Annotated in this window: 21 protein-coding genes and 1 tRNA gene; 7 read left to right on the forward strand and 15 right to left on the reverse strand. The window is 51.1% G+C overall.

Annotation, left to right across the window (positions count from 1 at the left end):
- Positions 1 to 80 precede the first annotated feature (80 nt).
- The 9 genes from ACO0LN_RS10590 to ACO0LN_RS10630 form a co-directional block, all read right to left on the reverse strand.
- Positions 81 to 674 (reverse strand): DUF6988 family protein, encoded by a 594-nt coding sequence (locus tag ACO0LN_RS10590; RefSeq protein ID WP_422973481.1) that lies wholly within the window; start codon positions 672 to 674, stop codon positions 81 to 83.
- A 112-nt stretch (positions 675 to 786) separates the two neighbouring features.
- Positions 787 to 1,578, reverse strand: coding sequence for a DNA adenine methylase (locus ACO0LN_RS10595; protein ID WP_422973483.1), 792 nt, complete (start codon positions 1,576 to 1,578; stop codon positions 787 to 789).
- Positions 1,538 to 1,735 carry a Com family DNA-binding transcriptional regulator gene (locus ACO0LN_RS10600; RefSeq protein WP_422973485.1) on the reverse strand — a complete coding sequence of 66 codons (198 nt, stop codon included), beginning with the start codon at positions 1,733 to 1,735 and terminating at the stop codon, positions 1,538 to 1,540. The genes ACO0LN_RS10595 and ACO0LN_RS10600 overlap by 41 nt, the downstream gene beginning before the upstream one ends.
- Positions 1,736 to 1,856: 121 nt before the next feature.
- Positions 1,857 to 2,078 (reverse strand): hypothetical protein, encoded by a 222-nt coding sequence (locus tag ACO0LN_RS10605; RefSeq protein ID WP_422973487.1) that lies wholly within the window; start codon positions 2,076 to 2,078, stop codon positions 1,857 to 1,859.
- On the reverse strand, positions 2,071 to 3,981 hold the full coding sequence (locus ACO0LN_RS10610) for a hypothetical protein (RefSeq protein ID WP_422973489.1): 1,911 nt from the start codon (positions 3,979 to 3,981) through the stop codon (positions 2,071 to 2,073). The genes ACO0LN_RS10605 and ACO0LN_RS10610 overlap by 8 nt, the downstream gene beginning before the upstream one ends.
- A gap of 3 nt (positions 3,982 to 3,984) precedes the next feature.
- Positions 3,985 to 4,374: a hypothetical protein gene (locus tag ACO0LN_RS10615; protein ID WP_422973491.1), complete on the reverse strand. Its 390-nt coding sequence runs from the start codon at positions 4,372 to 4,374 to the stop codon at positions 3,985 to 3,987.
- A complete protein-coding gene (locus ACO0LN_RS10620) occupies positions 4,371 to 5,195 on the reverse strand; it encodes a LamG domain-containing protein (RefSeq protein ID WP_422973493.1) in 825 nt (274 codons plus the stop codon). The genes ACO0LN_RS10615 and ACO0LN_RS10620 overlap by 4 nt, the downstream gene beginning before the upstream one ends.
- A gap of 161 nt (positions 5,196 to 5,356) precedes the next feature.
- Positions 5,357 to 6,526, reverse strand: a complete 1,170-nt coding sequence (locus tag ACO0LN_RS10625) for a hypothetical protein (RefSeq protein ID WP_422973495.1) — start codon at positions 6,524 to 6,526, stop codon at positions 5,357 to 5,359.
- 11 nt (positions 6,527 to 6,537) lie between these two features.
- Entirely contained in the window at positions 6,538 to 8,511 is a 1,974-nt protein-coding gene (locus ACO0LN_RS10630) for a hypothetical protein (RefSeq protein ID WP_422973497.1), read from the reverse strand.
- A 296-nt stretch (positions 8,512 to 8,807) separates the two neighbouring features.
- Between ACO0LN_RS10630 and ACO0LN_RS10635 the strand changes: the two genes are divergently transcribed.
- The 7 genes from ACO0LN_RS10635 (at position 8,808) to ACO0LN_RS10665 (ending at position 15,669) form a co-directional block, all read left to right on the forward strand.
- Positions 8,808 to 8,943: transfer RNA gene (locus ACO0LN_RS10635), tRNA-OTHER, on the forward strand.
- A 216-nt stretch (positions 8,944 to 9,159) separates the two neighbouring features.
- Positions 9,160 to 11,304 (forward strand): SMP-30/gluconolactonase/LRE family protein, encoded by a 2,145-nt coding sequence (locus ACO0LN_RS10640; protein ID WP_422973499.1) that lies wholly within the window; start codon positions 9,160 to 9,162, stop codon positions 11,302 to 11,304.
- Positions 11,305 to 11,850: 546 nt separating this feature from the next.
- On the forward strand, positions 11,851 to 12,267 hold the full coding sequence (locus tag ACO0LN_RS10645; protein WP_422973501.1) for a hypothetical protein: 417 nt from the start codon (positions 11,851 to 11,853) through the stop codon (positions 12,265 to 12,267).
- A 324-nt stretch (positions 12,268 to 12,591) separates the two neighbouring features.
- Positions 12,592 to 13,161: a hypothetical protein gene (locus tag ACO0LN_RS10650; RefSeq protein ID WP_422973503.1), complete on the forward strand. Its 570-nt coding sequence runs from the start codon at positions 12,592 to 12,594 to the stop codon at positions 13,159 to 13,161.
- Entirely contained in the window at positions 13,130 to 13,921 is a 792-nt protein-coding gene (locus ACO0LN_RS10655; protein ID WP_422973505.1) for a transglycosylase SLT domain-containing protein, read from the forward strand. Before ACO0LN_RS10650 ends, ACO0LN_RS10655 begins: the two co-directional genes overlap by 32 nt.
- A gap of 414 nt (positions 13,922 to 14,335) precedes the next feature.
- The gene (locus tag ACO0LN_RS10660; protein ID WP_422973507.1) at positions 14,336 to 14,902 is read left to right on the forward strand and encodes a hypothetical protein; all 567 of its coding nucleotides are present in this window, start codon (positions 14,336 to 14,338) and stop codon (positions 14,900 to 14,902) included.
- A 20-nt stretch (positions 14,903 to 14,922) separates the two neighbouring features.
- Positions 14,923 to 15,669: a transglycosylase SLT domain-containing protein gene (locus ACO0LN_RS10665; protein ID WP_422973509.1), complete on the forward strand. Its 747-nt coding sequence runs from the start codon at positions 14,923 to 14,925 to the stop codon at positions 15,667 to 15,669.
- 303 nt (positions 15,670 to 15,972) lie between these two features.
- On the opposite strand, the gene ACO0LN_RS10670 is transcribed toward ACO0LN_RS10665, so the two are convergent.
- The 6 genes from ACO0LN_RS10670 to ACO0LN_RS10695 all read right to left on the reverse strand — a co-directional run bounded on the left by ACO0LN_RS10670 (position 15,973) and on the right by ACO0LN_RS10695 (position 22,377).
- Complete coding sequence (locus ACO0LN_RS10670; RefSeq protein ID WP_422973511.1) at positions 15,973 to 16,530, reverse strand: NUDIX hydrolase; 558 nt, start codon at positions 16,528 to 16,530, stop codon at positions 15,973 to 15,975.
- Positions 16,531 to 16,758: 228 nt separating this feature from the next.
- Positions 16,759 to 17,709, reverse strand: coding sequence for a hypothetical protein (locus ACO0LN_RS10675; protein WP_422973513.1), 951 nt, complete (start codon positions 17,707 to 17,709; stop codon positions 16,759 to 16,761).
- Positions 17,710 to 18,192: 483 nt separating this feature from the next.
- Entirely contained in the window at positions 18,193 to 19,869 is a 1,677-nt protein-coding gene (locus tag ACO0LN_RS10680) for a hypothetical protein (protein ID WP_422973515.1), read from the reverse strand.
- 405 nt (positions 19,870 to 20,274) lie between these two features.
- Positions 20,275 to 21,054 (reverse strand): putative DNA-binding domain-containing protein, encoded by a 780-nt coding sequence (locus ACO0LN_RS10685; protein ID WP_422973517.1) that lies wholly within the window; start codon positions 21,052 to 21,054, stop codon positions 20,275 to 20,277.
- 11 nt (positions 21,055 to 21,065) lie between these two features.
- Positions 21,066 to 21,908: a DUF692 domain-containing protein gene (locus tag ACO0LN_RS10690; protein WP_422973519.1), complete on the reverse strand. Its 843-nt coding sequence runs from the start codon at positions 21,906 to 21,908 to the stop codon at positions 21,066 to 21,068.
- 199 nt (positions 21,909 to 22,107) lie between these two features.
- A complete protein-coding gene (locus ACO0LN_RS10695; protein ID WP_422973521.1) occupies positions 22,108 to 22,377 on the reverse strand; it encodes a hypothetical protein in 270 nt (89 codons plus the stop codon).
- Positions 22,378 to 22,503 lie beyond the last annotated feature (126 nt).

Raw genomic sequence — 22,503 nt, forward strand, 5'->3', positions numbered from 1 at the left:
ACGTTATTTTCCGCAGATGCTTTATAAAAACTGACCTGCTGTAGCTTAAACAGTTTTTAACCCGTCACTGCTGCCTAGACTTAACCTTCCTTAATCAAATTCTCTATCCACATTATCTTGGATGAATCGCCCACCAACAATGCATGCTGGTACGCAGTAAGCTTAGCCGTCCGCATCGAAAATTCCAACGATTCTGCAATCTCAGCGGCAGAATAGTTCGGACCTACCTCATTCTTTGCGTTAATTCTTCGGCTTAATTGCAGCATGCCAGAATGCGTATAGCTATTTAATATTCTCCAAGCTTTATGGTGGCCGCTCGAAAGCATTCCTGCAATATCCTTATTATCGTCCTCAATTTGAGTAATTAGGCCCGCCATTGTCTTTTTCAAACGATTCTTTTTGAATTGCTTCAACTGAGCTGAAGTTGCACAATTCAGGATCCAAACGCTATAAATAAATGACTCATATTGCACCCGAAGCAAGGCAAATGCAGATCCAGGTAAATTCAACTCCACTAAGGAAACCACTGATTTAAAATGCTCCAATGAGATGTCTATCATCAACATCCCCGAATAATGCCGCTCATCAGGATTGTATTGGACAATTGAATTACTGTATGAGTCCTCTATTTTTTTTATGAGTTGTTTGGCTATTTCCAACGTTGGTATATTCATTATCGATCCTCTCTTTAGTGATTTGTCTCGCTAAGGTATATCATTTGCATAACAACAAGCGGCTTGGATAAGTATTTTTTTGCAACGTTGTTGTGAAATAGCCATTGCTCATTTAAAACAAGCTGTCCATGCTGCTGCCTTCCCAATTCATTATCACCAATTCCTTACTTATCTCTGGCTGGCCATGTGTATTTGAGACGCAATACTTTATGTCCAGCCCTAGCATGTGCAAACCGTTAAATGCCCCCCTAATAGCTGGGTGATCATTGATGCTTACCATCACTTTACCCTTGCAAGTCCGCATGAATTCAGCCATCTGCACATAGTTCTCATAGGCAAATTCAACTCCATAGCCCTCTGTCTCCCAATATGGCGGATCACAGTAAAAGAACGTATGCGCCCGATCATATCGCTTCATGCAGTCGAACCAAGACAGGTTTTCGACATACGTTCCTGCCAGGCGCAAGTGAGCGGCGCTCAGGCTTTCTTCTATGCGGCAAAGATTAATTGGTGAACCTGTAGTGGCCGTGCCAAAGTTCTGACCACTTACCTTGCCGCCAAAGGCGTGCTGCTGCAGGTAGTAAAACCTGGCCGCACGCTGGATATCCGTTAAAGTTTCCGGGATAGCTGCCTTTTGCCATTTGAATATCTGGCGGCTGCTAATCGCCCACTTAAACTGCCTTACAAACTCTTCCATGTGATGCTGGACGACCCTATACAGGTTCACCAGTTCGCCATTGATGTCGTTGATGACCTCGGTCGGCGCTGGCACTGGCCGCAAGAAATACAATGCAGCGCCACCACAAAACACCTCGACATAACATTCATGTTTCGGGAAAAGCGGTATCAGCTTATCCGCCAGCCTACGTTTGCCACCCAGCCAAGGGATGATTGGATTCGTCATTCTCTGTTGCTCCTGGTGACGCTCCTGGGCGTTCAGGTATGGCGCTCGTGGCGCTCAATTCATTTAATGCTTTACATCTGGGACACTTGATACTGAGCCTGGTGTATTCACCAGCCCCTAATTTTTTACTACACTTTCCACATCGTATTTCCTGCATTTAACGCTCCGTGCTAACATTCGCCCCACCTGTACAGGTGGCAGGGCCGTGGTTTGAGCGCAGTGCATGCTGCAATCAGATGACTTGATCAGTGTTAGCGCACTGGTCAGGTCGCTCTGTTCTAAACGTCGATATTCACTACCGTTAAATCTGGGGCTTCCCCCTCTATCACTCCATCCTTAAAAAACACTTTCGTATTCAATGTTGCCGGGCCTCTGGCCATCACCTGCGCACCTCCTGGTAACTCAATGATGTTGTGACCTGGCCGGACTGCAATCACCTTACCGACTAGTAGCAGCGGCGCTGGCATCAGGTCTTTGAAGACCTTGTAAATATTAGCCATGGGTTTGCACCTCGATAGTCTGGCGAAGCTTTGACTGTTCAGCGCTGATTGAAACACCTTTGACGATGCCCATCACCTCGGCGCTGTCCACATAGCGTGTCATTTTGCCCGGCATGATAATTCCCGCCTCTAGCAATACAGGCAGGCTCAGCGAGTAGCTTGCGTTGCGACCTGTGTTAGCCAGGATAGAAATGCCGCGCTGCCTGGCGGGTGCGCTATCAGTAATCAGGGCATCTGTGATCATAGGGGCCAGCTTGTCACCAGCCGAACCAGCCCGTTTAACGTAAGCAAGGATGCCGCCTGCCGTCGCGCCACTCACATACACGGCGTTATACTCTGGCCTGTCCGTCCAGCTTATAGACTCCCTTGTGACTACTGCGGACGGCAATTCAATATCCGGCGTGGCGCTGGCCCATTCCCAGGGTTTCACTGGATAGCGCGGCATTATTCGCAGAGTCAGGGCCGTAGGGTCAGGCTGGATGAATGCGCCTGCCGCATTGGCGATAGTCGTCAATGCAGACATATAGCTGCCCTGGTGACTCCAGACGCCTGCAGGGACTAACCAATCATCGATACGCCAATCAACAGACCAGCCTATAGGAACACCGTTAATCATCAGCGCGTCATTCATCAACTGCTGTGCTGTGCGCTCAATGTCGTTCTTAAAAGTCAGGATCGGGCTGTATGGGTCTGCCAGCATGGCGGACAGGCCACGGCCACTAATTGATATGGTGGATTTTCCGAACACCTTTTCACGTTGGATATCCTCGGCCAGCAATGAAAACTTTTGCCCGTTGACTGATGCCTCCAGGATCACCTTATCGCCAGCGTGGCCAGGCTCGACCAGCGCCAATGCAGATGCTGGCATCGATGTCGAAAACGACCATGTCCAGCTATCCATATCAATCTGCATTTGCAGCGTTGTTGCGGGCAAGATGTAATTGCCTTCGACTCGTCTTAACTGTACGTCGTTAAGCATGATGTAAGTCCTTTTAACGGGTATCACGATGGTGTTTACTGGCGGCGCTGTGCGCTCACAAGAAAACACCAGGCTTGTGGAATTCGACCAGGCTGCAGCAAACAGCAAGTCAACAGCGTTGCCAGGTGGCGGCACGTAGCAAGGGGGTTTAACGGGTGGCAGTACCTCTGCCGCTTTCCCTGGCGGCGGTTTCCTTGCCTTCTGAAAACCTGACCTACCTGTCACCTGCAATGCGTCAGCGTCCTGGAAGCCGTCCCGCGCCTGCACCAGGTTGCGCCTTGCATCTCCCCATCCCGATAAGCGGCTGGCCCTTGCAACAGGTTGCATAGACTGGAATGCGGACAGCCTTTCCGTCTTCACAGACCGTGCCTCTTGCCAGCTTGTCCTGGTCGTCGTCCTTGCCACTGGTGACATCGATGCGAAGCTGGTCAGCCTGCCGATCTCGACATGTATCGCTTCTGCATGGCTGGCCGTTGTACTGGCTCGGTTCCCTATCAAGGTATGCGCCAGTTTGACCTGGCCACGCGCAAACAATGGCCTGGCTACCTGCCAGTTATCCTGGCTCATTGCATGGCTGGCCAGCATCACTTGGTAGATGGTTTTAACGCTTGATTCTGTTTGCTCGGCCTTTTGCCACGCGTTGCTGATTCTGCCCACCATTGGTCTGGCCGTGTCAGATAGATAAACGACTGCGCCATGGCAAACCATCGCCGGGAACGTGCCTGCCAGCGTTCCATGCAGGTCTGGCACGGGTGGCAAGGAAATATCCACGCCACCAAACACCAGGTCTGCAGGGTTCTCTCCAGGGCTTTCTGAAAACACCAGGTCAACTGGCACGTATGGCGCAGCCTCGCCGCCGAACACCATCAGCGACGGGTTGCCAGACGGCGCATCAGAAAACAGAAGCAGGCTAGACTCAGTCAAGGCTTATCCCAGATTCAAGGCTGTCAAAAACGCTTTGCCGCCTGCATACAGTTGCGTACTCTCAAGCTGGATCACGCCATTGCCAGCCGTGTCGGTCACGTCGCAATCAAATGCAGCCTCGCCGTTACCATTCACGACACGCGCCCAGGTAGCCTGGCCAGTAACAGCTATCAGCCCAAAATTGCTGGCTGTCAGACTAAGGACACCAGCCGCAACAATGCCAGCGGGCTTGGTCAATGCGACCTCTACCAGCAATTGCGTCTCAGGCCCACCAAAAGCAGGCTGTACGCCGTTATAAATGCGTACCCTGGCATGACCTGAGCCAGCGTCCAAATGAGTCAAGGAGCCTGCTTGCCTGGCTTCCAGGTGTTGTGGCGATATGCTCAATATCATGGCATCAGCTCCGGCGTTAAATTGTCTGCAACCACTGCGCGGAAATTGTGCGTATGGTCATAGGTCAACACCGTGTATTTAACGTCCATAGAAATATGGTCGAATACATACGCCCCTGTCACCGGGTCACTCCAGGTCTCGCGTATCATCATTCCGTCACGGTCTTTGAATAACCTGACGCGGGTGGACACCGCAACGTCTGGCGGGCCTTTCTTCTTGGTCACGCCAGAAATTCTCCCGTTGCCGCCATAGAGTAGATCAGCCTCTTTCCGGCTCGGCGTTGCCAGGTGTGGGTGTTTAAAATTGGTCGAAGGAATACCCACTGAAACCACTCTTTTGACGACATGCACGCCAGTTGCGAAAATCGCTGGCTTGGTCGCGTCAAATTCTCCGGGCGGCGTGAAGTTCCCAACGTACCTGGCGACACCTGCGGTCATTCTCAAGTCATCGATGTAACACTGAGAACCCTGCACACCTGAGCCATCCGCCCCAATCGTGTTAATGATCGTTTCGCCAGGATACGTTGCAGTATTCGGCAAAGCGACGCCATCGACGTATAAAGACAATTGATTTGACGAGCGTACAGCGCAAACGTGGTGCCAAGTGTTAAGGCTCAATGCGGTAGTGGTGCTTGTAATGTATGGGTAAAAAATTGGATATGTTCCGTACACATATAGACCACCACTTCCTGTCCTGACCATGAGGGCGGCATAAGTGCTGGGCGCACTGCGCAGATATACCCAACATTCTATTGTCCAGTCGCCGCTACCCAGGCTGATGTCCGGGAACGTCAGAAAATCTGAATCCCCATTCAGCTTCATGCTTGACCCACCATACACACTTTGCTCAGTGCTTAGTTTCGCGCTGCCATGGATCACAGGCGCAAATGATTTTGCTCCTGCATTCTCAATTGAAGTGCTGTTATTTGCACCGTTAAACGGTAGTAAAACCGGAGTGTTATAAAAATACTGATCGGCCATTACTATCTCCAAGGCCCGGTTACATCAAAGAACATCGCTGCATTGAGGTATCCGGTTGAGGTCACAGCACGCAATGATCGGCCAGCCAGGTCACCCTGGCCTACGATTAAATCCTTGTTCGCCAGGATGGTGTATGCGTTTGATTGCGGAATGGCCAGCGCTCCTGGCAAGACTCCCCGATACGCTTTGCTACCGAATTCAACCAAATTAAAATTAACCGCATACACGCCGCCGTCTGCCGGGTTAGGAAAGGACGTCGCACTGGGAACCGCACCTGAATACACGTTAGTATCCGAGTACATAAGCGGGAAAGTGCGGCCCATCTGTACGGCGCTTCCCAGTCCTGAATAAGACCTAGCGCAGTAAAATTCTGCCCCAGCTACGGCTGAATACATAAGTTGCGCGGCAGTTGCTTGAAACTGACCAGGGTGGCTATATGCATTGCCAGTGATACCGCAGGCATAAGCGTCGCCGCTCTTCGTAGGCACAATATCGCCAAAGTATGTAATCTCTGCCACTCCAGGGTAGGAGGACATAGCAGGGTAACGCACCAGGTAGAATGCCCTGGCGTCGGCAAAGACCAGCCATTTAACTTGTGTGTTGTCTGCAAAAACGCTTTTTTGCCAATAGTAACCGCCAGCTAATTGGTTATTAGTCGGAAACTGTCCTGTCCCCGTGTTGATGTCGGACATGGACTCATAGCCGACTACGCGGGTCATTGTCGCGTTTGTGTCATCTATGCGGCAGTAACATCCACTGGATGCGCCATCTGCAGATTTGTACGCGGCGGTGCTGGTGGCGTTGAAAGGCTTCAACCATCCAGCGCCAGCCAGCTTGGCCGTGATCGTGCCTGTGGCAGTCTGGTTAGAAATGCCAGCGGTTGCAAACGAAATGGAATTGGCAGTAATGGATGTAACCCTGGCCTCGCCATTGAGTTCTGCAGGAGACGTTACACCCGCCACTAGTGCCACAGTGCCGACCGTGAAACTATGGCCAGCGCCGACGTTTAAGGTGGCCACGTTTCCGGCCACGACTGCAGAAGTCACTGAAACAAGGCCAAAGCCATTAATCAGGCAAGCGTCCAGGACGGCGATCTGACTACCAGGTGTGCCAGTCAGCGTGGGCGCACCTGGCATCTCTGAATGAAAATATTTTACTGTCGTGTCAGTCATGTTTAACTCTCTTAAGGTTGGTCAATATCACCACGCACTAACAGCGTGAATTTGTCGTTGATGGATGATGGTGGCCCCTGCAGGATTGTCCTGGCCACCCACACTGGGTTAGTTGCCCCGACAGTGTTAAACCGCAGTACATTGCCCACGGCCCAGCCCGATCCCCAGCCGACAGCCTTCAATGTGAAGTAAGGCACGCTTGCTGCTGGGTTGATTGGCGAAGAATCCGCCGTGGTCGTGCCTGTGCCTATCACACCCACATGCTCGCCGATGATGTCAAAGGTGGTTGTATTGGTAAACCTGATTGCCCAGCGCTCTGTCAGTGCGCCTTTGTTCGTGACCACGATAGGTGCAAGGGTGTCGTTGTATGTGCCTTGTGCATCTGCACCGTTGACCGTGTCCTGCCAGGTGTTATTGAATGTGGTCTGGTCAAACAGTACAGAGACGCGGGCATGGGTATCGCCAATAATCATGGCGCTGGACACATACGAGCCCATCGGGAAGTTATGCGTCAATGCCCTGGACAGCGTTAATTGCCCGTTGATCTGCGCGTCTGTCACCATGGCCATGTCTTCGATACGATGCTCAACGGTCACAGGCATCACGTAGCTGGACACGTCCACAAATGTCACTGTCCCGGCTTCCAGGTCTTGCGTGTAGCCTGTGCTGATCACCTGGCCATTGCCATCAATGACGCGTATGCGGGACAGGCGAACCCTGGCACAGTTGATCGTCTGGCCGTTGACTACCGCACCAGGGCTAATCGTCGCGCTATGGCCTACTACCACAAAACTACCTTGGCGGAAGATAGGCACTTTGCCATCCGTAGGGAGGCGCACTGGATCAAGGCCCAGGATGTTCTGGTCTAATGGTAGGTAGGAATAGCCCACTGCGTTATAGCGCAATGAGTCAGTTTTAACAGCGCCTGTCTTGACGTACTTAACGCCAGCGATGCCCAGGTAAGACAAGTTCATAACGCCTGGATCATTGGCGTGAGTGTCGTCTACCGCCGTGCCAAAGCGCAGCGAGCAAATGCCGTTGTTAAAATCAACCGTTCCAAAAACGCCGGATGCAGGATTGTTGATGATGCCATTGATATCTGGCGTCACTGAGAAATTGTCGCCGTTTTGCTTTGTGCCATCCAAAGAGAAACCGCCGTTAAACAATGGGGCGACGGCTGTCCTGAATGTAATCGCATCCGTAAGCGCGGTTGTGCCTTCAGAATCAATGCCAGCGATATTGCTTGGCGTGTTGTTGCTTCCTGCGGCCCAGTCGGTCAATACAACCCCGTTCATGCTTGACACCGCGCCAATGGAACCACAGAGCGTGCCTGTGCCTGTCGTTACGGAAACATCCTTGACCAGACGATTATCGGTGGTGGCGAAATGCCGCTTACCACTCAGGGTGAAAGCAGAAGGCGCAGGAGTGCTGGGCATAAACAAGCTGTCCAGCGTGAAATTGTAGGTCTGGCCAGTGCCGTCTGATCCCACATACATGAGTTCGGCGGCGTTGTGCTGCAGGCCCACCCACCAGGCCCAGGACACGGTTATTTCTCCAGGTGGTGTGGTTGCGCCGTTTTGAAAGTTCAACGTGCGCGTATACATGTTCTTGCTGATGACCTGGCCAGTTTGAATAGAACCATCTGGAAGCAGGCTAGTGCTTTGATAGTTGTTTTCTTCTTTCTTGACACCTCCAATCGATTTAACCAGCGTGCATTGGCCTGTGGTGTAGTTGATTGTTCCTACCGTTAAATTGCTGTCGTAATTCGCAATCTGCAGATGGCCTGCGCCATCGTCCACGACTTGCAAAAGCTCTTGCTTAAAGATGGTGGACATATACCAGGTAAAGCCGCTGTAATTCGTATAAACGGACATCAGGAACGTTCTGGGGCGCACTGGGCCAATAACTGAAAATGCCCAGTTGTCACCGCTGTCAGTGAACAATGCAACAGCGCCGATGACTGCTGTAGCATTCGTGGTGGACATGACCACGCCTGCATTCTTTGTTGGCAGTGTCTTAGGGCAAAACAATACTTTGCCTGTCGCGTAGTTGACAGTGCCAGTAGCATCCCCAGTCAGTGCACCATTGTTATCGGTAGCTGGCTTTCTGTTTGATGACGAAGTTAGGCGTAGCAATAGTCTTCAAGAACTGTACTCGCTCTATCAATCTATGGTCGCGATCACTTTCTAATCACAAAGTGCAAAGTTATTTGCAAACTTTGAGCATTAGTTTGCTATTTTTAACTGAGAATGTGCAAATCGAAAAAAAGCCCGGAATACGCGGAAACGTAGTATTGACGGGCTTTTCTGAGGTTTTCTGGCTTAGGCTCGATATTCAATATTAAGTACTCCCCCACACACCTGTCTAAATACAGCGACCGCTGTCGGGGGCCGTGAGTTCGAATCTCACCGTTTTCAGATATTTTCTTGGTGGTAGATGAACACCACCGTGTTCGTGAAATACTACCGCCAATATAGTTGCTTGCGATAAAGATATTCAAATGTGATAATATGTTTGCAATTTGGCATTCTTGTGCCGCTGCCTCAGCGCTTGGTGCACCCGGACATGGTTCAGCTTAAACCCATGCATGGACCGGCCAGTCTGCTTGCTTATTTACCCTCCCGTATCTGCTCATGATTACATTCAAAGCTTTTAGTCATTCTCTTTCTGGCATTCCTTTTCGCGCCTCCCTGAGCTGTCTCATCACCGCAGCCATACTCACTGCCTGTGGCGGTGGTGGCAGTGCGGCTCCTGGTGCCACTGCTCCTGGTACGACCGGCGGTAGCACAGGCAGCACAGGTAATACGACAGGCACCAACACAGGTACCAACACAGGCACCACAACTGGCACAGGCAGTATTGCTCTGCTTGCCGGTAATGTCGGTGGCCCTGGCATTGTTGATGGCACGGGGACAAACGCACGCTTCAGTGGCCTCAATGGCATCACGCTCGATACCAGTGGCAATCTCTATGTCGGTGACGACAAGCGTGTGCGCAAGATAACGCCAGCAGGCGCGGTCACGAGCTTTGCCGGAGGCGAATTTGGTTATGCAGAAGGTAGCGGCAGCAGTGTCAAGTTCTTTAAGGCGCAGCACATGGCAAGCGATGCTGCCGGCAATATCTATGTACTTGACCCTTACGCCTGCGTGGTGCGCAAACTGACACCCGCAGCTGTCTCATCGACGCTGGCTGGCAGTGTGTGTTCCGCCGCGATGGCAGACGGGCAGGGCAGTGCTGCCAGCTTTGGCATGCTCTCAGGCATGACCATAGACAGCGCAGGCAACCTGTATATCGCGGATGAGCACACCATACGCAAGCTGACACCGGCAGGCATGGTCACGACTATCGCAGGCAAACCCGGGGTCAGTGCGGCAGATGATGGCCAGGGTAGCAATGCCCGGTTTTTCTGGCCCTCTGGCCTGGCGACCGATACTGCTGGCAATGTCTATATTGCAGACAGCTACAATCACAGCATACGCAAGATGACACCCGCAGGCGCAGTCACTACCGTCGCTGGCCGTGCCGGTGAGACCGGCAGCGTCGATGGCACAGTCGCTGTATCCCGTTTCAATACCCCGCGTGCAGTGGCTGTCGATACGGCTGGCAATATCTTTGTGGCCGACACTTTCAACAGCATCATCCGCAAAATCACACAGGCGGGCATGGTCAGCACCGTGGCCGGTAGCAGCGGGCAGGTTGGGATAGACGATGGCAGCGGTGCGGCCGCCAGATTTGCCCAGCCTGTGGCCATCGTCAGTGACAGCGCGGGCAACCTGTATGTAGCAGATGCAGGCAATTTCAACGTGCGCAAAATCAATGCAGCCGGTGTGGTCACGACGCTGGCGGGTGCCATCAACATCAGGTATGCCCTCGATGGCGTAGGCGCCGCTGCCGGGTTTTATGCGCCTGGCAACCTGGCCGCAGACATCAACGGAAATCTTTACCTCAATGATTTTATGTCTGGCAAACACATCGTGCGCAAGGTCACAGCGGCAGGGGTGGTCAGCACCATAGCTGGCGTGTCTGCCAATTTTGACCAGATCGGTGGCCTGGCAACAGATGCCAATGGCAATGTGTATGTCGCCGATACCGTAGGCACCATCCGCCAGATCAACCCCGCCGGTGTGATCACGCCAGTGGCGGGTGTGGAGTGGAAGTTTGGTCTGGTCGATGGCAAGGGCAGCGAAGCCAGATTCAAATCTCCCAATGGTATCGTCAACATGGGTAATGGCGACATGCTGGTGGCTGACATGGTCAACCAGGCCATACGCAAAGTCACGGCGGCTGGCCAGGTCAGCACCTATGCCCGCATCCCGCTGACGCAGTCAGCCAGCTTCAAGCCTTTTGGTGAGGGACGTGGAACACCTTATATATCCAATGGCATGGCGATGGACAGCAGTGGCAATCTCTATGTGGCAGACGGCGGCAGCCATGTGATCTTCAAGATTTCCAGCGCAGGCGTCAGCAGTGTTTTTGCCGGTGCCGAATTTCAGCCCGGCAGTGCCGATGGCACAGGCACCGCCGCCCGCTTCAACCGCCCGCAAGGCATGACTATCGACACCAAAGGTAATTTGTATGTGGCCGATACCGACAACCATACCGTACGCAAAATCACCCCGGCAGGCGTGGTCACAACCCTGATCGGCACCCCCGGCCAGGAAGGCTTTACCACCGGCCCCTTGCCAGGCGCATTGTCAAAACCGCAGTCTGTGGTGTTTAGCAATGATGCCTTGTACATCACGACTTACCAGGGCGTGGTGGTCGCGCGTAATTTTTGAGTGTTGTTAGATGTCCGTGGCTGATGTTACTCACACGGGTAGCATCAGCCAGACTGTAGGGCGTATTGTAATGCGCCGCATGTGAGCGTCGTGTACGGCGACGATGATTCATTTGAGCAGATGGCAATTTCATACGGCGCATTGCAATGCGCCCTACATTACCGCCTTGACCACATACCCTGTTGCCCCTGGCATCTCGAACTCGCTTTACATGAGGGTGGTTTTCATCGCCTTGAATTGCTGCGCTTGACTAATCTGTCAAGCGCAGCAAAAAACGCCCGCCAGGCCCGGACATTTTCTCCCCCTGCTCAACAATCATTGATAAAATGCGCGCTGTTTTGCGCGATGGGTTTGCGATTGCTTTCCATTAATTTTGCTCTCTATCGCCATTCTCATACTCGTATTAAAAACCATAAAACTGATACGTCCATCTACGCATGCGCACCTGTAAGGCAATGCGTGCAGGTTTGTATTCACATAAAACAAAAAGCCCACGCGCCATGATAGAGGCATGCGCAGGCACTTTAACCCGGGAAGGTTTGCACCATGTTTCGTTTTTTATCCATGCTACTGGTACTTGGCGTTGTGGCCAAGCTTGTCTATACGATGAGCAAGGGCGACATCAAGGCAGCATCCGATGATGTAGAGATTAAAGCTCAATTTGACAAGGTGCAGCAAAAACTGCCGATGACGCTGGAGAACGGTATCCGCATCGATAAGGCAGAGTACGTTGACCGCGTGGCCCGCATGTATGCCACAGAAGCATTCAAGTTTGAAGCGACTGACAGCCAGAAAGAGAAATTCAAAAAAGAAATGATCGCGTCTTATTGCAAGGGGAATATGCAGCCGTTTTACAAAGCCAAGGCCAGGGTGGAATACAATTTTAAAACCCAGCCACATTCACTCAATGACCTCTCCAGCGAAACCTGGAAAGTGATGCTGGAACCGGCTGATTGCAGGTGAGACGCAGCTAAGAATAAAGATAAGAGTACAGATAAGACAGATGTTCTTGAACGCAGTCACCATCAAAAGAACCCGCTTGTGTAGCGGGTTTTTTTATTCAGCAAACATGGCGCATCACGCCGTACCCAAGCTTTAGGAGGTTGATGCCAAAGAGTTTGCAGCGCTGATCCTGGCACATCTTGAAATGTTCATGACCAGCTTCATGGACAATGCAGCATGATCACAACGCTTCAATAGACATCATGTTCGAGATAATCAAAGCGAAACATGACGTTGTACAATAGTCATGTCTTGAAATTCGATAAGCACCTTGGAAGCCCTATGATGAACAAGTATTTGCCAGGTTTTTGTGTACTGCTCGGTCTGAGCCTGGGCTGTGCTTTATTTCCCCCTGTTGCCCATGCCGCAGGGCCAGCAACGGGCGGCCCTTATGTCAATGAGGCCAAACTGCATTGCGAGCAGCTTGATGTCAAAGTGGAGACATTTTGCCAGTTGGATAAAAGCGCTGAAGAGCAGTGCTTTTTGCAGAGGGCACAATTACGCCATGGTATTACAGGTAAGTTGACTGAGAAATTCTACCTCTATGAAAATTACCTCAAGGATCAGTCACTTATTACTGGAATGTTGTGTGTCAAAGGAAGTAATAAGAAAAACAAGGTCATACTACGTTCAACCAATCTGGGCAATTGCAAAGGCTGCGAGTGGAGTGATTATTTTTCTGAGACTGGCGAATTTCTCGGGTCTGACAGGACTATGTTTGGCGCAACAAATAGCAAGCCAAAAAAAATGCCGCATAACTTTGATGAAAAGATTGGCTACGCAACAGATGCGGCTGGAAATATGGTGACGATAGAAGAAGTGTATGTTGATCGTCGGCTTCGTAAGGAAAAGTAATATGTCAGGACATTCAACAAACTTGAGCAAGCATGGTGTGCCCATGACACCTGAGTCATTAGGTAATAGCCGAGACTGGGGGGACGCAAATGATCATGTCAAATTTGGAGTGCAAAAGGAAATCATCCAGCAAGCAACGGAGGCCAGGTTGCCGCAACATGATATCGCTAATTTATTAGCGCTTGCTGAAGTGGAGTCAGGATTTAATCCTGATGCCGCTACAACTTCTCGTATTTCTTCTGCGTCCGGCATCTTTGCCATTACTGATGAAACTGCTAAAGACACAAAAAACCGGCTTAGTGGTACTCAGAAAATTGATGGTTTTACAGTCAATGGCAATTACGATCGATTTAAACCTGAATCAAATGTGTCATACGGTATTGCAACTTATCTCGATAAAAAGAAACACGCACATTCTGAAAATATTGGCACTATTTACGAGAAGTGGAATACCAATGCCGACGAAACTGCCAAGTACAAAGACAGGTTGCAGCAACATGCAAAGAAGTACGAAAAAGACTTGAAAAATAAAGTCTGGGATGGCCCAGGGCCACTACCACCAGAAAAATCCGTGGTTTTTCTCAAGCCAGAACCTGTTGGCAGCACGGCTTTCGAGAAGATGTCCCCTGTACCCAAGATGTCTATTCCTGCGTTTGATCAGCATCAATGTCTGAACATGCCAGACACACCTTCCAGCCGTCTTCTACAAAGTGTCAAAGAGCCCCCTAAAGTCAGCACCGACAAACTGGGTTTGAAGTAATTTCATCAAGCTTGGTCTGGACAATGATTTTTGTCGCTCGCTGATCTTGGGTAAGGCTGGCGACATTCCAGAAAAACATCCTTCAGCCCGCGTAGATACAATTAGCAGCGCATAATCGTACGCATGATATGTCTGAGAAATTGCGGTTTTTCAAAGACTACGCAGAATGAAATACCTTCTCGATGAGATATCGTTCCCCGAAAAAGCAATGCATAAAATTTTTAATCTTAACGACTGGCAAACGCTGACATGCGTACGATTACGCTTGCGCTAATCGAATCTACGTCCCTTCATGGGCAATGCAACATGATCACGACGCTTCGATAAACATCATGTTTAGAATAATAAAAGTAAAACACCACATTGTATAATGGTCATGTCTTGAAATTCGATAAGCACCTTGAAAGCCCTATGATGAACAAGTATTTGCCAGGTTTTTGTGTAAGGCTCGGTCTGAGCCTGGGCTTTGCTTTATTTCCCCTTGTCGCCAATGCCGCAGGGCCAGCAACGGGCGGCCCTTATGTCAATGAGGCCAAACTGCATTGCGAGCAGCTTGATGTCAAAGTGGAGTCATACTGCCAACTTGATCCACGCCTTGGTGGAGCATGCTTCCTGCAAAAAGTCCAGATGCGGCACGCTGGTACAGGTAAGGTCACTGAGAAATTTTATCTGTACGAGAACTATCTGAAAGACCAGTCAATGATTACTCAACTTAGCTGCGTCAAGGGACACGAAAAAAATAGAGTCATACTTGAATCCACCAATCTGGGTAATTGCAAGCGTTGCGAATGGCGCGATTTTTTTTCTGACACTGGTGACTTTATAGGCTCTGACAGAGCAATATTCGGCGCTACAAATAGTAAACCAAAAAATTTGCCCGCCAATTTTTATAAAAAAAATGCTTACCTGAATGATGATGCCGGTAACCTGATCACGATTGAAAAAGTGTGGGTTGATCGTGAGCCACGTGTGGCGAAATGACATGAAGCAGGAAACTGAAAATGACTAACTATAGTAAACACGGTGTCCCTATGACATCCGAGTCACTTGGCAACAGTCGCAATTGGGGTGACGCCAATGATCATGTGAAGTTTGGGGTTCAAAAAGAAATCGTTCAGCAAGCCACCAATGCCAAGTTACCGCAACATGATATCGCTAATTTATTAGCACTCGCTGAAGTCGAGTCTGGCTTTAATCCTGATGCATCAACAACTGCTAGCTGGTCTTCAGCATCTGGCGTCTTCGCCATTACGGACCAAACAGCGGGTGACGCGAAGAACCGTTTTAGTGGGAATAAAAGTATAAATGGCTATAAAGTTGATGATGAATATGATCGCTTTAGTACGAAGTCAAATGTTTCCTATGGCATAGGAGTCTATTTAGACAAAAAAAGAATCGCAGACTCTGATGATGTGGGAGCCATTTACAAAGTGTGGAATACCAATGCCGACGAAACTGCCAAGTACAAAGACAGGTTGCAGCAACATGCAAAGCAGTACGAAAAAGACTTGAAAAATAAAGTCTGGGATGGCCCAGGGCCACCAGCACCAGAAAAATCCGTGGTTTTTCTCAAGCCAGAACCTATTGGCAGCATGGCTTTCGAGAAGATGTCCCCTGTGCCCAAGATGTCTATTCCTGTGTTTGATCAGCATCAATGTCTGAATATGCCAGACACACCTTCCAGCCGTCTTCTACAAAGTGTCAAAGAGCCCCCTAAAGTCAGTACCGACAAACTGGGTTTGAAGTAATTTCATCAAGCTTGGTCTGGGCAATGATTTTTGTCGCTCGCTGATCTTGGGCAAGGCTGGCGACATTCCAGAAAAACATCCTACAGCCCGCGCAGGTACGATTAGCAGCGCGTAATCGTACGCATGATATGTCTGAGAAATTACGGTCTTTCAAAGACTGTGCCGCATAAAATACCTTCTCAAGGTGATGTCGTTCCCCGGAAAAGCAATGCATAATAATTTAAGTATCAACAACTGATAAACGCTGACATGCGTACGATTACGCTTGCGCTAATCGTACGTACGTCACTAATTGAACCTGCATCATGACGCTAAGAGCTTGTTATTTTCCAGCTTGGTAAGGAAGCGTTTCATATGCGGGTCCGTGCGCTCAAGTGGAACTTCGTCGAACGGAAACCAGCGTGCATCCCTAAACTCACCCTCCTCAGCTTCGTCAAATTTGAAGCTGTGGTGACGGCTGGCGCGTACTACGTACCATAGCGAAACATCCGTATGTCCCGCCGTGAGCCCAACAGTCGTCGTGATGGTCACGAATAGAGGTGGCTCTATGGGATGTGATGCTACAAAGCCGAGTTCCTCTTCCAATTCACGATCAACTGTGACGCGCGGGTGCTCTCCTGGCTCAACATGGCCACCTGGTGGAAGCCACAACTGCGCATTCCTGTGATCGACCAGCAGGATATGCCCGTCATCTACAACGACAACATAGGATACAAGATGCATGGGCGGCGTGGCTGGCTTTGCTACGCGACACAAATCAGTTCCAGAGTCTATCCATGCAAGGCAACGATAAATATCATCACGCTCGATGGCGTCGACGGGAGTGATAGAAATAACTTCATCTCTGATTTGCTTGCGCATAGTAGCCTTGGTTTGTAGTCCGCGTAGGTACGATTAGCAGCGCGTAATCGTACGCATGATATCTCTGAGAAACTACTGTCTTTCAAAGATTGAGCGGTATGAAATACCTTCTCAATAAGATGTCGTTTCCCGGAAAAATAATGCATAAAAACTTTAATCTTAACGAATGGCAAATGCTGACATACGTACGATTACGCTTGCGCTAATCGTACCTACATCCTGTATTGCTCAGAGCGACGGCACTTTCATCGCCGTCATGGGTGGTTCTGGTTTTTCCAGCAGGGCAGTGACAGCTTTCACAAACGCATCCTTGTCCGGCACTGGCCCCAGGCCGTAGTTGCTGCGGCAGCCGTCCTGTATGCCGGTCAGCATGGTGAAGGCTTTGCCGCCGCGTGGCATGATGCTGTATTCAAGGCTGAAGGTCTGGTAGCCTGAATCCTGGCCGCTTGGGGCTATGGCCATGAAGTGGGCTTCTCCTCTGGCGATGGCTCTGGGCATCTGTATGGTGATCAGCTCTTTGCCGGATGGGGTTTTGTCCGTATAGACGGCGATACCGCGGCAGGGTACGATCTTGTTGGCGTCGCTGATATTGCTTTTGCCAAAATTAACCCAGATGCGGGTGAAGATGGCCGTGCCATCCTGCTTGAGGCTGGCAACAAAACTAGCGGCACCCTCACCCTGCAACAGGCGTGGCAAGACCACGCGGGTCATGGTCCAGTGGTGTTCGCGGCTTTCCTGCTCGCTGCTGTTGCCAGCTTCACCATCTTCACCATCTTCAGCTTCGTCATTGACCGTGCGGATCTGCACCACATCCTTTTTCCACAATACCAGGGCATTGATTAAAAACCCCAGGGCAAAGGGTATGCTGATCCACAGGCTGATTGGTTCAAGCACTTTTTTGGCTGGGAACATGCTTTTCACTGCCATCAGCAAAAACAGCAGATTCAGCAGCACCGCAAGCAGGCGCCTGAGCCTGCTGCTGCCCTCTGAGCAAGCCCTGAGAGAGACGCCTACCGGTATCATGAACATCATGATGGACAACATGTCTGCGCTTGCATAGTTGGGGCGGAACAAATACGCCAGGAAGCGGATGACGCAATATAGCACCAGCAGCAAATTGGCGAAAAAGGCGATGCTGATAAGTGGATGGTTGACGCTGACTTTTTCTGTCGTGGGCATGGGTAATCTGCTGGTAAGGCCTGGTCAGGATGGGAATGTCCGGGCGTATTTTACCGGACGCACATCGCCTGAGCTACTGCGATATCAGTTCTGGGAGGATGCCACATGAGCATGACGTGAGGCGCAGGGTGCGCCGTGCGCACCGATCTCTGACGAGAGTAATATCAGCTACGGCAATATCAACTACAGCAAGATAATCGCATGGTGATGCATTAGTGAACTGTAACAGTGAAAATCGGAGTGCCTGCCATGCGCGCGACGATCATGGCTGCGTTGCAAATACTCGCGATAGCCCCGCTATCGCTGTGTTTTGCGCCTTGCCCTGATGCGCCGGGCGCATGTCTTTCACTCTCGATTCCACTGTTACAGTCCACTTGTGCGCACGGCGCACCCTACTCAATGACGCGATATGGCTATCGATGTTAAACGTGGGCTGTAGAGCGCATCCCTGTTGATGGAACGCGCCTCAAGCAAGGGCGATGCCTAATTCGTATGGAAAGACTCAAAAAACGCTGCAATCTTGGGTGAATTGGCCATCTCCTTTGGTGCGCCCGCTTCGATGATGTACACGGTTTTTCCGACCAGGAAAAAATCGACCTTTTTCACTGCGCCAGGAGCAGAGAGGGTGACGCTGCGTCCGGCATTGCCCTCTACCTGTATGCTGTTCTCGTTGATGACGCTAATCTTGCCTTTGCCCTGGCCCACCATGCCTGCCTTGATCGTATCCAGGAAATAGGTAGGGTCGGCGGGCCTCACGGCCAGGTCAAAAGACGTGATCGCATACTGTATCTTGCCAGAGGTCACGGAATAGGTATGATTGTTGAACACACCTTCAGCCGCTGGCGCCTCTTGTTCAATTGGCGTGCCCGGCATGCTGATGGAATAGCGGTTGTCAGGCGGGGAAAACTCGGCGACCGGATCTTCTTTTGGTGGTTTGATGATTTTACCCGACACCGCAAACAGACATGCCGTCAGGGCGAGGCTGACCAGGAAGATATTGCGCAAGTCATGGTTATCATCCGGTATCGCCTCACGCGCACCCAGAAAGCCGACCTTGTAACCATCTTCCTTGATACGCGCAGTGGCCTTCATGTTATAGGACACCATCAGGATGATATTCACCAGCGGTATAAAAGACAGGATGAACATGAAAAGCGTCTTGACAGCCGACCAGCCAAAACCACCAGCCAAACGGAAAAAACCGAGCAGGCTGGAGAAGATGGTCATCAGGCCCAGACAGCATAAGCCCAGTATTTCTACGCGGCTGGAGAAGTCCATACTATTTACCCAGGCAGCCAGGACAAAGTAGAACAAGATACCCAAAATCAACAGGCGCTGGCCTATGGCAAGTCGGCCCACGTCATGGCCATCGGCGCTCGCGTATTGCACCGACGATACGCTGTCTGCCAGGGTAGTGCTTCGCGCATTGCCATTACTGCTGCCTGCACTGGCCGCCGCGCTGCTTTTTGCTGCGGCAGAGCCCGCAGCCACGGGCATCACCATATCGCTGCGGCTAAAGATCCAGTTGTATACCGGCCGCTTGATGGTAAACACCGAAGCCTTGGCCGTAATGGCGATAGAAACCAGCATGCTGTCGGTGCGCATGCAGCAGATCAGCAGATGGCTTTCTTCAGTATCGCCAGGCTGTATGCCCTTGTATTCGGCCACGATGCCCTGGACGCGGCTGCCCCAGTTCTCGCCCTTGATGACAGTGGGCTTGGTGACCTGCTTGAAGTGCGGCATCTCTTTATCGACAATGTGCAGGCGCATGCCCACCCATTTTTCTATGGAGATGCCTTCGCGCGCAAAACCATTCGCTTCGAGTTTGGTGCCGGTGGCCGCGTCCAGCAAATGCAGCGAGCGGCTGTTCTTGACCTCTTTCCAGCTACCCGGCGCATAAAACTCCAGCCCCAGATGGGCATTGCGAAATTCTTTGGGATTGAGGTAGGCAATATCATGTCCGGTCAGCTCTTGCTGGCTAGGCGGCGTTGGTGATTGCGATTGCAACGGAGCAGCAGGAGTAGCAGAAACAGCAGGGGCAGGCGTTGTTTTTTTGGCGACGGGCTCATCCCATTCTTCAAGACTCAACGCACCTGCATTGACATTGATCTCAGGGAAGGGCGTGGCAGATGTTTTCCGGTTCGGCGGGTCAAATGTCATGGGTGATCTGTGAGGCAGTTAGGCTGGGATGTCGCCGTAGCAAAGCATGGATTAGAACATTGCCGCGTGAATTGTGTCAAATTGTTTCACTGCTTTACAAAGCGACAAAATTTCTCTGTGGGAATATTGCTTGCAGGCTTAGCTGCGTGAGGGGGATGAAGGGGCAGGCTGACGGCGATAGTTGCAAGAAGATAATCGTAGGGCGCATTGCAATGCGCCGCATGTGGGCGTCATGTACGGCAATGCTGATTTGCAGGAGCGGTGGCCTGATGTCAGAAGTAGGGTGCGCCGTGCGCACCGTTTGATGGTCTTGGCAATATTAATGTACGGCGATGCAGCGGTGCGCACGGCGCACCCTACTAAATCCCCATTGTTTTTTACATGACGGCAATGGCAAAAATGAGGCTACGTCCCCACCACTTCCACCGCCTCCACCAGCATCTCATCCACTACCCAGGTCTGCAACCAACCACCTATTTCACCGGCGATCTCTGGATTATTTTCTGACGCCTGCTCACAGACATCGGCAAAGCGCATGCCTGCACCGAGTTGGGTTAGTGCCTGCGCTTCTGCCGCATTCAAGGACCTGAAATGCGCCTGCAACTGTTTGCGCCAGACTATCCAGGTCGTTGCCTGTTCTGTCGATACCGGATCGGGCGGAGCGCTGTCTTCATTCAGGGCCAGCCAGATCGCCACGCTATTCCACTGCATGGGGATGAATTGCAAAGAGCCACTGGTGCGCAAAGCCACGGTTTCCCAGTCCTTAACTGCTGCCAGATCAGGCAGGCTCAGGATAGCGTGATCTGGCGCATCAAAGGCCAGGCCCAGCGCCCATTCAAACTGCGCCAGCTCAGCGACTTGCGGGTGTTGGGCAAACTGCGTGCGCAACTGCTCTGCAAATGCATCACCAAACCAGCGCAGATTGCGGTACGACGAAGGGTGGGCGTCTATGTATGTCGCACAAGCCTGGTAAAACAAATCATCACCAAGATAAGCATGGGTCTTGCCGTAAGCCTCGGACAAGGCATCGCGCAGGCGCAGGCGGTAAGCCTGGTAATAAATATCCAGCCTGGCATCACGCCCCAGGCCTGGTGTCTCGGCCAGGTGCTTGTGCATGCTCAGCGCATCACGCTGGCCTAAAATAAATTGCTGGAAATCAGTTTGCAGGGTTTGCGTGGTATTCATCATCGTCACCTTTATGCTGCGATGGCTGGTGAAAGTATGTCAGCGCAAATACGGCGAGCTTGCTCCAGCTCTGCCACCAGCTCAGCAAGTGGCGGGATATTGTCATCGCGCTCTATCATGCTCGGCACCGCACCAAAGCGGCGTATTGCCTGTGCATATAAATCCCACACCGGGTCGGCAATCGGCTGGTCATGGGTATCAACGATATGCGTGCCATGGTCGCTATGGCCTGCGAGGTGGATTTGCTGCACGCGGCCCAGCGGTATGCCGCGCAGATAATCCATCGCATCAAAACCATGGTTGATACTGCTGACGTAGATGTTGTTCACGTCCAGCAAAATCATGCTGTCTGCCTGCTCTGCAATGGCGGTGACAAACTCCCATTCGGGCATGCTGTCACTGCTGTATTGCAGATAGCTAGATACATTCTCCAGCACCAGCCTGCGCCCCAGCACATCCTGCACACGGCGCACATTGCCCGCGACCAGCCTGATGGTTTCTTCGTTATACGGTAGCGGGAACAGGTCATGCATATTCTTGCCATGCACACCCGTCCAGCAGATATGGTCAGATACCCACATCGGTGAGACTCTATTGATGAGCTTTTTCAAGTCACGCAGATAATCGTCCGACGGGCCTTCTGGTGTGCCGATAGACATCGATACGCCATGCATGACAACCGGGTAATCAGCGCGTATGGCATCGAGCATCGCCAGCGGTTTACCACCGGGCACCATATAGTTTTCAGACAAAATCTCAAACCAGTCGACTGCCGGTTTATCGGCCAGTATGGACAGATAATGGTCGGTACGCAAACCCAGGCCAAAGCTGGAAGAGGTGAGGGGATTTGTCATGATGAAGATATATGGAGTGAAAACAGAAAATGCGCGGCTCCAAAGAACCAGGGAACCTCTGAGTAAGTGTAGCGAGCGGCGTTAGTTTGGGTTAAGAAGCGCAGTCGTACGATAGTACGGCGAGCATCGCAGGCCCAAAATAGCGTCGCGCAGTAACTTAATCAGAGGTTCCCTAGCGCATTTCACCGATTACGCTAGATTATTTATCCAGATCAATGATCTTGCCGCCTTTGGCCAGGCATTGACCAGCAGCAGTTGCTACAAAACCATGGCCTTTGCATGAATTTTGGCCTTTGCATGCGTTTTCTGCTGTTTTGCAGTCGCTGGTACCTTTGCAGCTATTGATGCCAGAACAATGCACCTTGTCACCAGCACTGATTGTGCTTGTAGCAGCAACAGCAAAACCAGACAAAGCCAGAGTAGCGGCAGCAGCAGCGATCAGGGCACCAGTTTGGATAGATTTTTTCATGATGTGTTCTCCGTAAAATATAAAATAAGTGAAGGTAATTAAATACTGCCAACTACTTTTGAAGCTCTATTGAAAGTTAAACCAAGTCCTTTGCTTGCCTTGCCGTAAGCATCATCAAGCAGAACT

Source organism: Undibacterium sp. TC9W (assembly GCF_049339865.1).
In the GTDB taxonomy this organism is placed as follows: Bacteria; Pseudomonadota; Gammaproteobacteria; order Burkholderiales; family Burkholderiaceae_D; genus Undibacterium.

Coding starts and splice junctions, on each gene's coding strand:
- ACO0LN_RS10590 (WP_422973481.1), bottom strand. CDS start 674: ATGAATATACCAACGTTGGAAATAGCCAAACAACTCATAAAAAAAATA.
- ACO0LN_RS10595 (WP_422973483.1), bottom strand. CDS start 1,578: ATGACGAATCCAATCATCCCTTGGCTGGGTGGCAAACGTAGGCTGGCG.
- ACO0LN_RS10600 (WP_422973485.1), bottom strand. CDS start 1,735: ATGCAGGAAATACGATGTGGAAAGTGTAGTAAAAAATTAGGGGCTGGT.
- ACO0LN_RS10605 (WP_422973487.1), bottom strand. CDS start 2,078: ATGGCTAATATTTACAAGGTCTTCAAAGACCTGATGCCAGCGCCGCTG.
- ACO0LN_RS10615 (WP_422973491.1), bottom strand. CDS start 4,374: ATGATATTGAGCATATCGCCACAACACCTGGAAGCCAGGCAAGCAGGC.
- ACO0LN_RS10620 (WP_422973493.1), bottom strand. CDS start 5,195: ATGAAGCTGAATGGGGATTCAGATTTTCTGACGTTCCCGGACATCAGC.
- ACO0LN_RS10625 (WP_422973495.1), bottom strand. CDS start 6,526: ATGACTGACACGACAGTAAAATATTTTCATTCAGAGATGCCAGGTGCG.
- ACO0LN_RS10630 (WP_422973497.1), bottom strand. CDS start 8,511: ATGTCCACCACGAATGCTACAGCAGTCATCGGCGCTGTTGCATTGTTC.
- ACO0LN_RS10640 (WP_422973499.1), top strand. CDS start 9,160: ATGATTACATTCAAAGCTTTTAGTCATTCTCTTTCTGGCATTCCTTTT.
- ACO0LN_RS10645 (WP_422973501.1), top strand. CDS start 11,851: ATGTTTCGTTTTTTATCCATGCTACTGGTACTTGGCGTTGTGGCCAAG.
- ACO0LN_RS10650 (WP_422973503.1), top strand. CDS start 12,592: ATGAACAAGTATTTGCCAGGTTTTTGTGTACTGCTCGGTCTGAGCCTG.
- ACO0LN_RS10655 (WP_422973505.1), top strand. CDS start 13,130: ATGTTGATCGTCGGCTTCGTAAGGAAAAGTAATATGTCAGGACATTCA.
- ACO0LN_RS10660 (WP_422973507.1), top strand. CDS start 14,336: ATGAACAAGTATTTGCCAGGTTTTTGTGTAAGGCTCGGTCTGAGCCTG.
- ACO0LN_RS10665 (WP_422973509.1), top strand. CDS start 14,923: ATGACTAACTATAGTAAACACGGTGTCCCTATGACATCCGAGTCACTT.
- ACO0LN_RS10670 (WP_422973511.1), bottom strand. CDS start 16,530: ATGCGCAAGCAAATCAGAGATGAAGTTATTTCTATCACTCCCGTCGAC.
- ACO0LN_RS10675 (WP_422973513.1), bottom strand. CDS start 17,709: ATGCCCACGACAGAAAAAGTCAGCGTCAACCATCCACTTATCAGCATC.
- ACO0LN_RS10680 (WP_422973515.1), bottom strand. CDS start 19,869: ATGACATTTGACCCGCCGAACCGGAAAACATCTGCCACGCCCTTCCCT.
- ACO0LN_RS10685 (WP_422973517.1), bottom strand. CDS start 21,054: ATGAATACCACGCAAACCCTGCAAACTGATTTCCAGCAATTTATTTTA.
- ACO0LN_RS10690 (WP_422973519.1), bottom strand. CDS start 21,908: ATGACAAATCCCCTCACCTCTTCCAGCTTTGGCCTGGGTTTGCGTACC.
- ACO0LN_RS10695 (WP_422973521.1), bottom strand. CDS start 22,377: ATGAAAAAATCTATCCAAACTGGTGCCCTGATCGCTGCTGCTGCCGCT.